12 protein-coding genes and 1 riboswitch are annotated in these 14815 nt (G+C 39.2%); of the genes, 9 read left to right on the top strand and 3 right to left on the bottom strand.

What is annotated here, in order from left to right:
- Nucleotides 1–324: 324 nt before the first annotated feature.
- Both scpB and QSJ81_RS14275 read right to left on the bottom strand, forming a co-directional pair.
- Nucleotides 325–1104, bottom strand: coding sequence for a methylmalonyl-CoA decarboxylase (gene scpB / locus QSJ81_RS14280; RefSeq protein WP_285718050.1), 780 nt, complete (start codon nucleotides 1102–1104; stop codon nucleotides 325–327).
- A 437-nt stretch (nucleotides 1105–1541) separates the two neighbouring features.
- Nucleotides 1542–1892, bottom strand: coding sequence for a hypothetical protein (locus QSJ81_RS14275; protein ID WP_285718049.1), 351 nt, complete (start codon nucleotides 1890–1892; stop codon nucleotides 1542–1544).
- Nucleotides 1893–2907: 1015 nt separating this feature from the next.
- Between QSJ81_RS14275 and QSJ81_RS14270 the strand changes: the two genes are divergently transcribed.
- Nucleotides 2908–3093, top strand: coding sequence for a hypothetical protein (locus tag QSJ81_RS14270; RefSeq protein ID WP_285718048.1), 186 nt, complete (start codon nucleotides 2908–2910; stop codon nucleotides 3091–3093).
- 409 nt (nucleotides 3094–3502) lie between these two features.
- On the opposite strand, the gene QSJ81_RS14265 is transcribed toward QSJ81_RS14270, so the two are convergent.
- Nucleotides 3503–4126 carry a CBO0543 family protein gene (locus QSJ81_RS14265; protein ID WP_285718047.1) on the bottom strand — a complete coding sequence of 208 codons (624 nt, stop codon included), beginning with the start codon at nucleotides 4124–4126 and terminating at the stop codon, nucleotides 3503–3505.
- A gap of 757 nt (nucleotides 4127–4883) precedes the next feature.
- Here QSJ81_RS14265 and QSJ81_RS14260 point away from each other — a divergent pair.
- From QSJ81_RS14260 to QSJ81_RS14225, 8 genes are all read left to right on the top strand, one after another.
- Nucleotides 4884–5675, top strand: a complete 792-nt coding sequence (locus QSJ81_RS14260) for an acyl-CoA dehydratase activase (RefSeq protein WP_285718046.1) — start codon at nucleotides 4884–4886, stop codon at nucleotides 5673–5675.
- A 22-nt stretch (nucleotides 5676–5697) separates the two neighbouring features.
- On the top strand, nucleotides 5698–5931 hold the full coding sequence (locus QSJ81_RS14255) for a putative Se/S carrier protein (RefSeq protein WP_285718045.1): 234 nt from the start codon (nucleotides 5698–5700) through the stop codon (nucleotides 5929–5931).
- A gap of 13 nt (nucleotides 5932–5944) precedes the next feature.
- Entirely contained in the window at nucleotides 5945–7093 is a 1149-nt protein-coding gene (locus QSJ81_RS14250; protein WP_285718044.1) for an aminotransferase class V-fold PLP-dependent enzyme, read from the top strand.
- Nucleotides 7094–7116: 23 nt separating this feature from the next.
- Nucleotides 7117–8265 carry a double-cubane-cluster-containing anaerobic reductase gene (locus QSJ81_RS14245; RefSeq protein WP_285718043.1) on the top strand — a complete coding sequence of 383 codons (1149 nt, stop codon included), beginning with the start codon at nucleotides 7117–7119 and terminating at the stop codon, nucleotides 8263–8265.
- Nucleotides 8266–8549: 284 nt separating this feature from the next.
- Nucleotides 8550–8635, top strand: a riboswitch (cyclic di-GMP riboswitch).
- A 174-nt stretch (nucleotides 8636–8809) separates the two neighbouring features.
- Nucleotides 8810–10777, top strand: coding sequence for a methyl-accepting chemotaxis protein (locus QSJ81_RS14240; RefSeq protein WP_285718042.1), 1968 nt, complete (start codon nucleotides 8810–8812; stop codon nucleotides 10775–10777).
- A gap of 49 nt (nucleotides 10778–10826) precedes the next feature.
- Nucleotides 10827–11783, top strand: coding sequence for a 2-hydroxyacid dehydrogenase (locus tag QSJ81_RS14235; RefSeq protein WP_285718041.1), 957 nt, complete (start codon nucleotides 10827–10829; stop codon nucleotides 11781–11783).
- A gap of 67 nt (nucleotides 11784–11850) precedes the next feature.
- Nucleotides 11851–12864 carry an RraA family protein gene (locus tag QSJ81_RS14230; RefSeq protein ID WP_285718040.1) on the top strand — a complete coding sequence of 338 codons (1014 nt, stop codon included), beginning with the start codon at nucleotides 11851–11853 and terminating at the stop codon, nucleotides 12862–12864.
- Nucleotides 12865–13076: 212 nt separating this feature from the next.
- Nucleotides 13077–14684, top strand: coding sequence for an ATP-binding protein (locus tag QSJ81_RS14225; protein ID WP_285718039.1), 1608 nt, complete (start codon nucleotides 13077–13079; stop codon nucleotides 14682–14684).
- Nucleotides 14685–14815: the final 131 nt, after the last annotated feature.

Below are 14815 nucleotides of genomic sequence, written 5' to 3'. Positions count from 1 at the left end.
CAACACATCAAACATCTGACTCTCACAACATCCGGATCGGTTAATAGTTTCTCTTGTGATATATTGTATAGTTCATACAGGGATGAACCTTATGGTGCAACACCTTAAATTTTTACAATAAAATGCTAAAAGCGCCCGTGGTTCAAGAGTTTGAATCTCTTCATCCGCTCCAGTAAATTCAAGCCTTCGCAGGTTAGTGCGAAGGCTTTTTTAGTATTTTGTATGCAAGCGTAAGAAGCATTGCAGAACAGTTATATTTTTGTTTGGAACGTAGGTATTGGAAATGTCCTTTTTGGTAAAATATCGTCGCTATGTGAAGAACGCTTATTCACCTTTAAAATTTGCCGGGCGTTTTTCTAAAAATGCAGTAATCGCTTCTTCATAATCATGGCTATCATAAACCTTTCGTCGCATCCCCTGTACTCGTTCAAAAGCGGATGGAGTGATAGAATATGCTTTTGATAAAACACGGAACTGTTCTTTAATTACCTCAATAGATAACATCGATCGGGTGCTAATTGTCGCAGCTAAATTCAATGTAAAAGGGAGAAGTTCTTCTTCTTCAACTAAATGATTGATAATGCCAACATTTAAAGCCCGTTCCGCAGGTACTAATTCAGCAGTAAAAAACATCTCTTTAGCAATATTAATCGGTAAACGATTCATAAAATGTAAAATACCTGTAGAATTATATGGAACCCCAAGTTTAGCAGGAGTCATAGCAAACTTAGCCGTTTTATCGGCGATAACCATATCACAAGTCATTATTAAGTCGCAAGCACCACCCCAGACACTGCCGTGTACCATTGCAATAACCGGTCCAGGGTATTCTTCCACAGTCCGTAAAAGTACCTCAAGTGAATCATAATAACTTAAGGGATCTCTCATTTTTAACGGTAATTCTTTTACATCATGACCTGCCGACCATACCTTAGATCCATCGGGAGCACGCAAAATAATTATATGTATCTTCTGTTTTTGAAAATTATCAAGTGCTTCAATAATATCATCGACGAGTTCAGCACTTAATGCGTTTAGTTTTTGGGTATTATTTAGCGTAATAATACCCACTTTTTCTGAGAATTCTACATTAACTAATGACATAATCAATCCTCCTAAATAAGCATAACTTATAAAAAATTGTATTGCTCAGTTGCGATAGGGCTTTAGAAGCCTGGTAGAAGTAATTTGGCAGCTATAAATTCTCTTTCAGAAAACTCTCTGCTTCTCGAGTTGCTAATAAGGCACTACAATAGATTATATCTTTTCCTTTGACTGTATTATAAATACGTTATAATGAATACCTTTATTTTTATTTCGAATCTCTACCGCCGCTCTGCTGGCGCTTTTTTCTTTATTCACTGGGGGGGCAGTTAAATTATCGGAAGTATTATTCGATTTTTGAGAAAAAAGAAAGAGGTGCTTTAAAACAGCGCGTAACCGCTTTAGAAAAAGAAGTAGCTGACCTTAAGCGACAACTTGAAAGTCAGCTAAAAAATCATTTTATATAAATGAAATAATTAAAAGAATAGTTATAAACGCTATGATGAAAAAATCGGTCTTGCAATTGTTACACCAACTATTTGATCTGAAAAAAGAACTAGAGAAGGCAAGCTAATTTGGCAACCAGTAGGCTGGCAAACAACTACATCTTTTAATGGAATAATATCGCCATTAGTTAAGCTTTCTGCATAGATACCTTTTCGTGTAAACTCTTCCGCAATTTTTTGGCTAATATCTTCAAAAGGTTTAATAAATTCGTTGTCAATTGTTCCTTGAATAAAACCAATATTTGTAAGGAATGTCACTTCGTACGTACAAGGCTCATTTGCTAACTCCATTCCTTCTGGGATTGCACAAAACATCGTCAAAAAGAATTTTTTAGCATTCATGATATCACCTCCTCCAGCGTCAAACTTCTAATTGTAAGGGATAATTTCTTAACATTGCTATAAATGCAGTGCTGGATATAAAGCATAGGAAATTTGCAATATTAAAGTGGTAAAAGTGGTATTGAGGCACAAGTCATAGAAGCCTTTTCCCAAATAGATCAGGTACTTACTCAATACGTAGTATGTAAAAAATATGCAAAATATGAGTTGATTAAGTAAACGATGAATAAGAAATAAGTTCCTTTTTATGATTGGCTCGAAACAAATCCACCAGGCGATATCCAATATTAATGCACATAGATAAGAAGGCAGGATAGTTAGATAAATTTTCTGATGAAGTAATTAGTTATTATAGGGATAGGCAAAAAGAAAAAGCCCGAAAGCTTTTTCTAACATAAGAAGGTTTTGGAGATGCTAGAACGGCCAGCAGCCTTGTCCGGGCCAGCATCCAAATCTCGGCCAGCAAGACTCTCTAGGCCAGCAATATCGACGAGGCCGACAGCCAAAACCAAATCCTAGGCCGAATCCTAAGCCGAAACCTAAGCCTAAGCCTAATTGCCTTTCATCTTCTGACCTATAATTTGAGTCATCGTCCCAATCTTCAATTTCCGGGTCGTCCCATTTACGAAAATCCATGTTATAGTTTCACCTCCTAATTATCAAAGAACATAAATAGCCTTGATACATAATATGTTTTATTGTAAATAAGGGTGATAATTATAGAACGTGAAGAAATAAAAAAATCGCCCTCAAGAAGAGAGCATAAATAGTTGTTTGAGGTATAAAAAAAAGAAACAGCCCAGCTCTACCTTTGTGAAAAAGTAAAGTGGACTGCTTCCGTACCAATAAACGATGGTGATACTATCATACCACGTTTAAGCAATAAATTAAAGGGGAAAGCAGTAGTTAAAAGATTTTGCAGAAATTTAAGTCACTCAGAGATGGGCGGTTCTATTTATTGCAGGAATTTATTGCTGTTCAACGAAGTATAGTCAAAAATAGAGGAGATGATAGCATGGCTGGGGCAGTGATTATTTGGGCAAACGGCGACAAGAGTGAACAAATAGTATATTTCAATAATGAATATGTCTTGATAACAATAACCGACATGAAGAGAATATCACTTGGGGAAACCTTGGAAGATGCGAAGGAAAAATTAAAAGAAATTGACAGATATGATATCTATATAGAAATAAAATAAGGGCAGTAAGGCTCCTTTTCCATGTCTTGTATTGCTAGTGGTCAAAGTTATTCGAAGTAATACAGAACAAGCACCTCAGCGAACCTGATAAAATCAAGATTTACCGGCATCAATGCTAAGAGAAGGTGTGAAAGTGATTTATATGAGGTTACCCACAGATAATCCCCAAATTCCACAGGATAAACTATACATTAAGAAAGTTCCCAAACTTATAGAAGGAAAAGCCAACTGGATAAAAAGTTTATATTAGTAAATAAGAATTCCTAGGCATGATGAGAGTAATACATATCTTGGAAAAATTAGATCAAAAGAAAATACCAATAAACAATAAAAAGACGACACCTTCGCGGTGCGTCTTTTTTATATCCATGTGGTGGAGTTGAGATAAGTGTCGGGTTACTCTGAATACTTAAGTCTCTTGGGAACTTTCCATGATAGTTTTTAGCTTCTCAACTATAATTCTCATCAATATTCCTATTGCAACATAAGCAGGAAAGCTGTAGTAATAATTCCAGCATATAGGAACATAAAAACCGAATTTTACTAACAAAGGCTCAAGGATGAAACTAAATAAACCAGCCAAAATAGAAGTTCCGATAATGAAACTTCGCCAGGAACTGCAGTATTGGTACACAAGCGCATATAGGGCCGGAAGCATGACATAATCAATCGCGGTTGACGGTGGAAAGATAGGTATTAAATCGATAGGATAGTACCATAGTCCAAGTTCATATCCGGCTTCATCGAGCCAAATACTCACTGTCATGATCGCAAATCCATAAAAGGTCAGTTCTAGTAATCTCTTTTTATCCACTAGCTTCCACCAAACTAATAACGTAATAACGAGCAACGCAATTTGGAACCACCAACCAAGTGTGTTGAAATCTGTGTCGATCCAATTATCTATTCGAGCATAAGTCAGATGCTTCAAGGTATAGGCGATTTGCTCATCTGAGGGAGATGTGGGAAAGGTTCGGACTTCTTCTAACATATAATCAATTCTCCATACTTCTATCGGAAGACTGTTGATCATTCTACTAATTAGTGTACCCAAGAAAAGTGATAGCAATTCGTTTTCAACAAAGCTTCTATAGTTAACTAAGTTTAAAAAACACCGTCTTTCTTTCGTTTAAAACAACTTTTATTTACTGAGATATATAAAATTAGTTACCATATAAGAAATTTTTGAATAAGATATCATATCAAGATTAGCTATTTCAAGTCAATTTGAAAGGAGAAATTGATATGTTTTTTGGTTCAGTTAACAGGGGTATATGGTTCATAATTCTGATCATCGCTCTATTCATTCTTTTATTTCCAGATTTCGATGACACTACTTCTTGCTGATAATTATGTACGATAATCAATAAGCCAGTAACAGGTTTATATCCACCAACCCACCATCGCTCCGTCTTACCTTAATTGGTAGGGCGGTGCTTTTTTTACGGGATAGGTGTTTAATAAGTCTGTACAAAACAAGTGATACCGCTAATTGAATAGGACTGCAGCTGTCTACTTTAATTAAGTAGGCAGTTTTTTTATTGTCTAAAAAGAAGTTTATTAATTTGGGATAATATTGAATAGCCGATCGAGCATTTCAATATACGCTAAGCCGGTATGATAAATAAAATTGCAATCAAAAGAACAATCCCAATGATTTCATCTGAAGGAGAAAAATAGGCGCTTTTCTGGCATTACGAAACAGGAAGATTGGCTCGGGAATAGAATCTATCCTTAGAGTCATATAAGTAAAAGTGATTTACTTTCTTTTAGGACATTTAGGAGGTTATATGATTGTTGCGGGCATTGATATTGGCTCAGTTTCTACTAAAGTGGCACTGGCTGTTAATGAAAAAATCTATAAAGTTGTTATACCCACCGGATGGAGTCCACGCCAAGCAGGAGAAAATGTGTTAGCAGCCGCCTTAGATCAAGCAGGAGTTGATGGTGGGGTAGACTTTGTCGTTGCAACAGGATATGGTCGGATCGCGTTGCCGACAGCTAATAAAGCAGTTACTGAAATCACTTGCCATGCCCGAGGAGTAGCATATCTGCTACCAGAAACCCGGGTAGTCATAGATATAGGTGGGCAGGATAGCAAGATAATCAAAATTGGTGCACAAGGGCGCGTTCTTGATTTTGTGATGAATGATAAGTGTGCGGCCGGTACGGGACGTTTCATGGAAGTGATTGCGGCCAGACTAGGCGTTGATGTTGCAGAATTGTCGGATTTGGCTAAAGATGAAATACCAGTAGAACTAAACAGTATGTGTACCGTATTTGCAGAATCGGAAGTAGTTGGGCTCTTGGCCAAGGGAACGGGAAAAGGGGAGATTATCGCGGGATTACATCAGGCGATTTCCCGTCGAATTAGTGCAATGATTGAAAGAATTAAACCTGAGTCACCAATCATCTTCACTGGTGGAGTTGCGCAAAACAAGAGTTTGGTCCGCAGCCTTTCGACGCAGCTCAACATGCCCATACTTGCACCTGAAGATTGTCAATTTACCGGTGCAATTGGGGCAATGTTAATATCTGCTGACATGGCGGGATCAGTGGGCGACAAGGTTCCTACAGCCTGAGTAGAAGAGGAGTTCGATACTAATGGATATATGGGTGATTACCTTTTCGTCTGTCACACATGCCTTACGGGCGGAAAAACTTCTTAAAAACAAAAAGATCAGCGTTAAGCTCATTCCGATTCCTCATGAACTAAGTGGGCCTTGCGAGGGATTGGCTGCCCAGCTTCAAGAGGAGGAGATCGATCAGGCGGTAGCCTTTTTGGAGGAGAATGGCATAGAGATGGTGCGCCGAGGGGTGAAAGTGAACAGACAATAAAGGGAGTATGGGTATGAAAAAAATTTATCTAGATAATGCGGCGACTTCTTGGCCGAAACCGGAAGCTGTCTATGATGCTGTTGACAATTTTAATCGCAACATCGGTGGTAATCCAGGGCGGGGAACAACGAGTTTTGCCTTGACTCCCGCCAGTATGGTTTTAGAAACCAGGGAACGTCTGGCCCAATTATTTAATATAAATGATCCCCTGCGCATTTCGTTTACACTCAATATTACGGAAGCGTTGAATGTGGCCTTAAAAGGAAGCTTACAGCCAGGGGACCATCTGATAATTAGCAGCATGGAACATAATGCTGTAGTTAGGCCAGCCTTTGCTTTAGCTGAACTTGGAATAGAGATTACCGTGATTCCTTGCAACCTAGAAGGATTATTTGATACAAAAGCCCTCGTCAAAGCCATTAAGACAAATACCAAGATGGTGGGTTTGCTGCATGCATCAAACGTCACGGGAACGATCCAGCCTATAGTCGAGGTAGGCCAGACATGCAGGGAACGTGGCATATTGTTTTTGGTTGATTCGGCCCAAAGCGCGGGAGTACTACCAATTGATGTGCAACGTCAATCAATTGACATACTGGCGTTCACAGGACATAAAGGACTTCTGGGGCCACAAGGGACGGGTGGAATTTATGTGAAGCCGGGTGTTGATGTGAAACCTTTAAAAGAAGGCGGTACTGGCTCACAATCCCATGATACGAAACAGCCCCAATGTATGCCTGATTGTTTAGAAAGCGGGACATTAAATACCCCGGGAATTATTGGACTGGGAGCAGGCGTGGGCTTTGTACTGGAGCAGGGCATCGATACGATACGTCTTTATGAACAAAAACTTGCAGAAATCCTATGGCAAAATATAAAGAATATTACCGGAGTCAAGATGTACGGGCCGGCAATCGCAAAGGATAGAACCGCAGTCCTCTCTTTTGCAATTGGCGAGATGGATTCTGCGCAAGTAAGTTTTTTACTGGAAAGGGAGTTTGGTATTGTAACCAGGTCCGGACTTCATTGTACTCCTTTTGCTCATAGAACCATCGGTACATTACAGCAAGGTACTTGTCGTCTAAGTCCCGGCTTTTTCAATACGGAAGCGGAAATGGAAACAGTCATAAAAGCGATAGCAACGCTTGCTAAAAAAGCGTAAAGATAAACTAGGAGAGTGGAAAAATGATTGATTCTGTATTAATGGAACCATTTTCTAAGTTACGTGAACAAGGGATGATGAAAATTAAAGAGGAGAAGGAAAATGGGCAAAAAGTAGTCGGTATGTATTGCACCTATTCGCCCCAGGAATTGATCTTGGCAGCTGGAGCTTATCCCATTTCTTTATGCGGAACCAAACAAGAACCCATTGCGGCAGCAGAAAAAGTACTGCCTCAAAATATGTGCCCACTGATTAAGTCTAGCTATGGTTTTGCCGCGACTGATACTTGTCCATTTTTTAATTTTTCGGATCTCCTGGTAGCGGAAACAACCTGTGATGGTAAAAAGAAAATGTATGAATTGCTAGCACGATATAAGCCAATTCACCTGTTGCAATTGCCTCAGGAACAAGCTTCGCCTCAGTCCCGGGAACTTTGGTTTCAAGAAGTACAGAAGCTTAAGGAAAGGCTGGAACAGGAATTAGAAGTAGAGATTACTCCAGATAAGCTACGGGCGGCGATCAAACTTGCCAACCGGGAACGGCGAGCTCTGCGCAACTTCTATGATCTTAACCAGCATATTCCGGCACCCCTTACGGGGTTAGAGATATTGACAGTTTCCCACAATCGGGGATTTTATCCGGATAAAGAAAAAGTTGCAACTATGCTGGAAGAATTGAACGCTGCTGTTAAAGCTGGTTTAGAGCAAAACAAACATAAGGCGGGACCTCGTATTTTACTCACTGGTGTACCGGTTGGACTAGGCTCAGAAAAAGTAATAAGGCTGGTTGAAGAACTAGGAGGAACGGTAGTTTGTCAAGAAAACTGTAACGGCTATAAACCAGTAGACATGCTGGTTGACGAAGATGAAAATAAAGACCCTCTAGAGGCTATTGCCGAAAAATATTTGGCTATTGCGTGTTCTTGTATGTCACCTAATCCTGGTCGCTATGAACTACTGGGACGCCTGGTAAAGGACTTCAAAGTCGACGGGGTGTTAGATTTGACCTGGATTGGTTGTCATACTTATAATGTGGAATCCTATTCCATAAAAAAATATCTGGATGAACAGTTTAGCTTACCATTTATCCAAGTGGAAACTGACTACTCAAGTAGCGATACGGAACAGCTACGGGTACGTATTGAAGCCTTCCTTGAAATGATCCAGGCGTAATTGACGCTTTTCGTTGTCACATTACTCTCTATAAGATAAGCAATAACATATATAAATTCATGCCTTCGCGGATTATTGCGAAGGCTCTTTTATTTCTAGGAAGACAATTGAAGTGTTGACAAAATTAAACAGTATAGAATATAATGATTGATATTGATAACCGTTATCAATCGCTATGTTCTATACTAGAGGTAATTACACGCTATGTTTTAGTAATATTAACCAAACGTTAATATTATAATAATTTATTCGTCTTATAATTATGATATTGTAAATGTAGAAAATTATATATTTGGCAAACTTACTGAAAGGTAGGGACGCAAAGCTATGGGTCTAAGGACATTTGGTCTATGATTGCCAGGTTTCCCTTGAAAAAGGTATTGAAACCCAGGCATTCGTCTGGGGATTTTTGATTTATTAATGAAATTATGCATGGAGATTACAGTTGAAGTATTTCATAACTAGCAACTTCGCAGGATTTATAAATGCATGAGATCATTTACAAATAAATTAGTATTTAGTTTTTAATAAAGGAGAGTAAGAGATGTCTATTAAAGCAAAAACCGTTACGTTATTAGTGATTGCCCTTCTTATGACAGGGCTTATCGTCGGAGGGTCAGGTATGTATGTTCTCTATGGGAGAACATTGAATAACAATCAAGTAGCAATGAATGGCCAGGCTTCTCAGCTGGCGGGTGAGACAAGTGAATTATTTGCTTCATTTTCAAGAAGCGGTAAATATTATAGTGAAGATCTTGACCTCAAATCTGGAGATGCTTCCCGTGTACAAGATAAGATCAATACATATTTCGCAGCCACATGGGGAGTTGATCGTCTGGTATTTATCAATTCTTCAGGCGCACGATTTGCCATAGCTCCCTACGATGCGAAAACGATAGGAGGAAGTGTAGCTGACCGAGATTTCTTTAAAGACACGATGAAGGATCAAAAGTCACACATTAGCGATGTAATAGTGAACAGGGCATCAGGAATACCCTCAGTCATAGTTACGCAACCTGTCAAAACACAGGACGGTAAAATGGCGGGATTTGTTGCTCAGTCAATCTCCTTAGAAACCCTACAAAGTTTTCTCGACCAAGTTAAGGTTGGTGAAACTGGTGTGGCTGGAATTGTAGCTCAAGATGGATCAATATTAGCTCACACAAATAAAGATATAATAAAAGAGCAAATAAAAGTTCCAGAGAATATGTTACATTCCTTGCTGGAGAATTCAGGGAGATTAATCCCTTATCCCGATTCTAGCGGTCGAGACTCTTTAGCCTTGGCTGTACCAATTAAGAATACCCCCTGGGTGGCAATTGTTAGTATGCCTAAGAGTGAAATTATAAGTGACTTTTATGCAAGCCTTACTACTATGGTAATTTCTCTTTTAGTGGCTCTTCTTGTTGTTGGTTTTGTTGCATGGATATTTCTTATTAGACTATTACGTCCAATTGAAGAGATTTCTAGGCAAGTTGCGAAGATTGGTGACGGAGATCTCTCTGTAGCCATTACTTCTTCATCGGATGACGAGATTGGAATTCTAGCAAAGGCTCTATCAACGTCGATTGGGAATTTTAGTCAAATGATTATGAAAGTTCAGGAGGCAAGTGAAATAGTATCGGCTTCTTCTGAAGAGCTTACAGCAAGCACGGAACAATTATCTCAGGCGGCAAATCAAGTATCAACTGCAATAACAGGTGTGACTGACGGGACAACACATCAAATGCAGGCTGTAGATAACACAATGCATATCGTTGAACAAATGTCTGCGGGCCTTCAACAAATCGCTGCTAATACTGGCAGTGCTTCTGCTACAGCAGAGAAAACATCAAATACTGCTCAAGAAGGTGGTAAAGCTGTCCAGAAAGTTACGAGTCAGATGGCTAATATTGAAACTTCAGTGAATAATTCAGCACAAGTAGTAGCTAAACTTGGTGAACGTTCTAAGGAAATCGGGCAAATCGTTGACACTATCGCGGGAATAGCCGGTCAAACGAATCTATTAGCCTTAAACGCTGCTATTGAAGCTGCTCGTGCTGGTGAACAAGGCCGTGGTTTTGCTGTGGTAGCTGAAGAGGTTAGGAAACTCGCGGAACAGTCCCAAGGAGCTGCGAAAGAGATTGCTGCTTTGATCGGAGAAATTCAGGCAGATACGACTAAGGCTGTACTAGCAATGAACGATGGTACTGATGAGGTAAGAAAAGGTACAGAAGTTGCCATAGCCGCGGGACAATCCTTTAACGAGATTGCTTTACTTATTGAAGAAGAGTCGGACCAAATCCGTGAAATTTCTGCAGCGATCGAACAGATGGCTAATGGTAGCCAACAAATCGTATCTTCCGTAAAGGAGATTACGAAGGTCAGTAAGGATGCTGCAGGTCAAGCACAAACTGTATTAGCAGCAACAGAAGAACAAACTGCATCGATCCAAGAGATTGCTTCTTCCAGTACAGATCTGTCTCAAATGGCAGGTAATTTGCAAGACATTGTATCCAAGTTTAAGATTTAGGTGTAACGGCATACGGTTATATACTCACTTTTTAAACGGGGGATAGATAATGACTGTAACTGTAATTTATTTTGAGAAAGTATCAACTGAAATACATAAGATGATTGAAACCTATAAGGAAGTTACTACAGAAATAGTCTATTGGCATGATCTAAATGATAGTCAAAAAGAACATCTTTTATCGCGAGCACATTATTTTATTACTGCCGCTACTCCGATTACCCGCAGTATGATAGAGAAGGCCCCTAACTTAAAATTGATTCAAAAAACAGGCAGTGGCGTTGATAATATTGATCTTGAAGCTGCAAAAGAAAGGGGTATTTTAGTTGCCAGCACCCCAGGAGCAAATTCATCTAGTGTTGCCGAAATGACAATCGGTATGATTTTATGTCTCTATCGCAAGCTTCATTTTTTAGATCAAGAAACCAAGCAAGGGAAATGGCTGATGTGGGAACATCGTCCATTTATGTTTGAAATGAAGGGAAAGACCCATGGGATTGTAGGTATGGGCCATATCGGAAAAAGAGTGGCGCAGCTGTCAAAAGGATTTGGAACGGATGTAATTTATTTTAATCGAAACCGACTTTCCATTGAAGAGGAAACAAGGTTAGGAATCTCCTATACTTCCTTTACGGAACTCTTAAGAATTTCTGATATTGTAAGTCTACACATTCCACTACTCCCAGAAACCCGAAATTTGATTGGTGAAACAGAGCTAAACCTCATGAAGCCCAATGCAATTTTAATTAATGTAGCTCGCGGCAATATCATTGATGAAAAGGGTCTGGTACAAGCGTTGAAAACAGGTAACCTTCTTGGCGTAGGCATGGATACATGGTCTTCAGAGCCAATGCAGGCAGATAATCCATTATTACGATTTACAAATGTGTTAGCAACCCCCCATGTAGGTGGCGGAACCCGCGATGTCTTAGAAAATGTTCTTCGTCTATCATTTGAAAACATTGAAAAAGTCGAAAAAGCGAAAATGCCTAATAATCTAGTATGAGAAGTTCGGTCATAGAATCTAAAATTACCTGCTGAATAACCGATAAAAAAGAATGGAGAGATGAATTATGTCGAATGTAGGATTACGCATTTTTACACATAGTAATCGACCGCCCAAGACTTTAATTGAAGGATTTGCAGGAATACCAGTAGCTAATATCGCAGATAATATGAACCGAATGTCTTGTATGGATGCCAAAATTCGCCCAATCAATGAAGTACCATTGCTTGGGCCGGCTTTTACTGTTAAAGCACGTCCTGGCGATAATCTTATGTTGCATAGAGCACTTGATCTTGCAGAACCCGGCGATATTGTGGTAGTAGATGCGCAAGGCGATTTGACAAACGCTATTATGGGAGAATTGATGGCTTTGTGGGCAAAGCAAAGAGGTATCGGTGGTTTTGTAATTGATGGTGCGATTCGTGATATAGGGGCGTTAAAAAAAATGGACTTAGCCATCTATGCAGCAGGAGTAACCCCCGCAGGCCCTTATAAAGACGGACCTGGTGAAATTAATGTCCCTGTTGCTTGTGGCGGCGTAGTTGTAAACCCTGGTGATATCTTGGTTGGTGACGAAGATGGTATTGTTGTTATTAACCCACGTGATGCCGCAGAGTTATTAGAAAAATCCCGGGCCAAATCCCTTACAGAGATGCAAACAATAGAAGAGATAGCAAATATGTCATGGGATCGCACTTGGGTCGAAAAAGCTCTTGCAGAGCGGGGAGTGGCAGTCGAGAATGATAATCGAAGTTTTCCTCGTGCCGATGTCAATGAACCTGTGACAATTTTGCTCGGCAATTCTGACCATCCTATGGATGCGATTGCGACTAATATCAGTAGAGAAGGGATTTTGTTGCAATTAGAATCTAATTTGGAGCTTAATTCCTTAATCAGGCTGAATTTATCGAATGGGCTGGGGAATATGAATGTCGTAGCAAAAGTTATTTGGCAACAGAACAATAACTTTGGTTGTAATTTTGTAGATCTGTCTGAAGAGTTGCAAACGATATTGGATCGAGTAGTATATTTTCATTTGCAACGAGACGTAGAACAGGTCAATTTACTAAGAATCAGCTAACCCGAAGAAGCATTCTTCAGTCCCCAAAATTAGAAGTTCATGCGTAAGGTACATTTTTATATAGAAAAACAACAAGGTTGAAGTAAAGGAGACAAATGTTCTTTACTTCAACCTTCTATTTATGCCAATGGTTGCCACATAATACAATTATTTACATAAGCAGTAGGAAAATTTGCCCTTTTGTAGAAGTATACTCGCTAGGGGTGATGTTGGTGGACTTTATACTTTCCTTTCTAGAGAACATAATCATAGTAATTGGAATTGCCTCAAGCGGGTCTTATATTGGCTCAAAGTATCCTAAACATCGGAATCTTGTATGGGGATTTTTGCTTGGCCTTGGAACAATATATACCATGCAGAATAGCATTTTGCTAGAGCCTGGCAGATTCGTAGATTTTCGGTGTTTAACTATGACTTTAGCTGGTTTCTTTGGTGGATTGGTTCCCGCAATGGTAGCTGCATGTATTAGTGGATTCTATCGATGGTTACAAGGTGGGGCTGGTGCCTGGACTGGCATAATTACGATTTTTACTTTTGGTATCATTGGCTTTTATCTAAGAAAGTACGAAATTCAAAACTGGGGATTTAGACGGCACGTGCTTCTAGGGGGAAGTCTTACAGCAGTCGTTATAATTATACTATTGATAGTTCCTCCATGGAGTTCGTCAGCATTACATGTTGCCATCAAAATAGCGGTGCCTTTATTCCTGCTAGTACCTATTGGTTCTTATCTTGGTTTTAAAATATTTTTTATTTTACAGGATGCAATAGATAACCAGATGCTGCTCCGCGAAGAGATCCGATTATTAGACCTAGACCCTGAGACAACAATCATAAGAAATATGGAAGGCATGATTACCTTCTGGAATAGAAAAGCCGAGGAGTTATATGGATATACTAAAGACGAAGTTATAGGAAAGAGTATACAGGACATACTCTTTCCTCAATTTCCTAAACCTTTTGAACAAATTAATCAGATTTTATTAGCTAAAGGGCGATGGGAGGGGGAATTGATACATACCCGTAAAGACGGAGGTAAGATTATTTGTAGGAGCTGCTGGCTCCTAAAGAATACTTCCGGATCCTTTTCCGTCATGGAATTAAACTTAAATATTACAGAAACAAAAAGGATGGAAGAAGAGTTGACCCGTCTTGAAACGCTAAACACGGTGGGGGAGATGGCTGCAGGCATAAGTCATGAGGTACGCAATCCCATGACAACCGTGCGTGGTTATTTGCAATTATTCCTTAGAAAAGAAAGTTTTAGCGATTATATAAAACAAATTCAAACCATGATAGATGAATTAGATAGAGCCAATTCAATTATTACAGAATTTTTGTCGTTAGCGAAAGATAAGGTTTCAGAAATCAAAGCGGATAGCTTGAATGAAATTATTCATACACTATCTCCTTTACTGCAAGCGGATGCCTTTAGAATGGGGCATGAAATTCATTTTAAAACCAGTAATATACCGGATATCCCAATGGACAAGAATGAAATAAGACAACTTATCTTAAACCTAACGCGAAATGGCTTTGAGGCAATGACTTCCTGTGGAAAAATAATGATACAGACATATCTTGAAGGGGAGAATGTTGTGCTTAAAATTCAAGATACTGGAACAGGAATACCCGAGGAAGTACTTAGGAAACTTGGTACTCCTTTTGTTACTACAAAGGAAAATGGAACAGGATTAGGGCTGTCAGTTTGCTATCGAATTGCTCAAAGACATAATGCAAAAATAACTGCAAATTCATCCCCAGAAGGAACTACTTTTTTTATTAAATTTAGTACACGATCCGTGTTAGCAGAATACTGACAAGGCAAATTAACCAATGTAATAGAAGAGTTCACTGCTATGTTAGGATCTATAAAAAAATGGATAAAATAGTGAAAAGGATACCTTTTTATGCAATAAAACAAATAATATCACGTCATTAATAGTAGTGA

Origin of the sequence: Pelosinus sp. IPA-1, from assembly GCF_030269905.1 — a bacterium.
Classification (GTDB): domain Bacteria; phylum Bacillota; class Negativicutes; order DSM-13327; family DSM-13327; genus Pelosinus.
Note: the sequence above shows the minus strand (reverse complement) of the source record. Positions and strands in the feature narration are given on the sequence as shown.

What these genes read in the sequence shown, in the direction of transcription:
- scpB (WP_285718050.1), bottom strand. Translation starts at nt 1,104, where the DNA reads ATGTCATTAGTTAATGTAGAATTCTCAGAAAAAGTGGGTATTATTACG.
- QSJ81_RS14275 (WP_285718049.1), bottom strand. Translation starts at nt 1,892, where the DNA reads ATGAATGCTAAAAAATTCTTTTTGACGATGTTTTGTGCAATCCCAGAA.
- QSJ81_RS14270 (WP_285718048.1), top strand. Translation starts at nt 2,908, where the DNA reads ATGGCTGGGGCAGTGATTATTTGGGCAAACGGCGACAAGAGTGAACAA.
- QSJ81_RS14265 (WP_285718047.1), bottom strand. Translation starts at nt 4,126, where the DNA reads ATGATCAACAGTCTTCCGATAGAAGTATGGAGAATTGATTATATGTTA.
- QSJ81_RS14260 (WP_285718046.1), top strand. Translation starts at nt 4,884, where the DNA reads ATGATTGTTGCGGGCATTGATATTGGCTCAGTTTCTACTAAAGTGGCA.
- QSJ81_RS14255 (WP_285718045.1), top strand. Translation starts at nt 5,698, where the DNA reads ATGGATATATGGGTGATTACCTTTTCGTCTGTCACACATGCCTTACGG.
- QSJ81_RS14250 (WP_285718044.1), top strand. Translation starts at nt 5,945, where the DNA reads ATGAAAAAAATTTATCTAGATAATGCGGCGACTTCTTGGCCGAAACCG.
- QSJ81_RS14245 (WP_285718043.1), top strand. Translation starts at nt 7,117, where the DNA reads ATGATTGATTCTGTATTAATGGAACCATTTTCTAAGTTACGTGAACAA.
- QSJ81_RS14240 (WP_285718042.1), top strand. Translation starts at nt 8,810, where the DNA reads ATGTCTATTAAAGCAAAAACCGTTACGTTATTAGTGATTGCCCTTCTT.
- QSJ81_RS14235 (WP_285718041.1), top strand. Translation starts at nt 10,827, where the DNA reads ATGACTGTAACTGTAATTTATTTTGAGAAAGTATCAACTGAAATACAT.
- QSJ81_RS14230 (WP_285718040.1), top strand. Translation starts at nt 11,851, where the DNA reads ATGTCGAATGTAGGATTACGCATTTTTACACATAGTAATCGACCGCCC.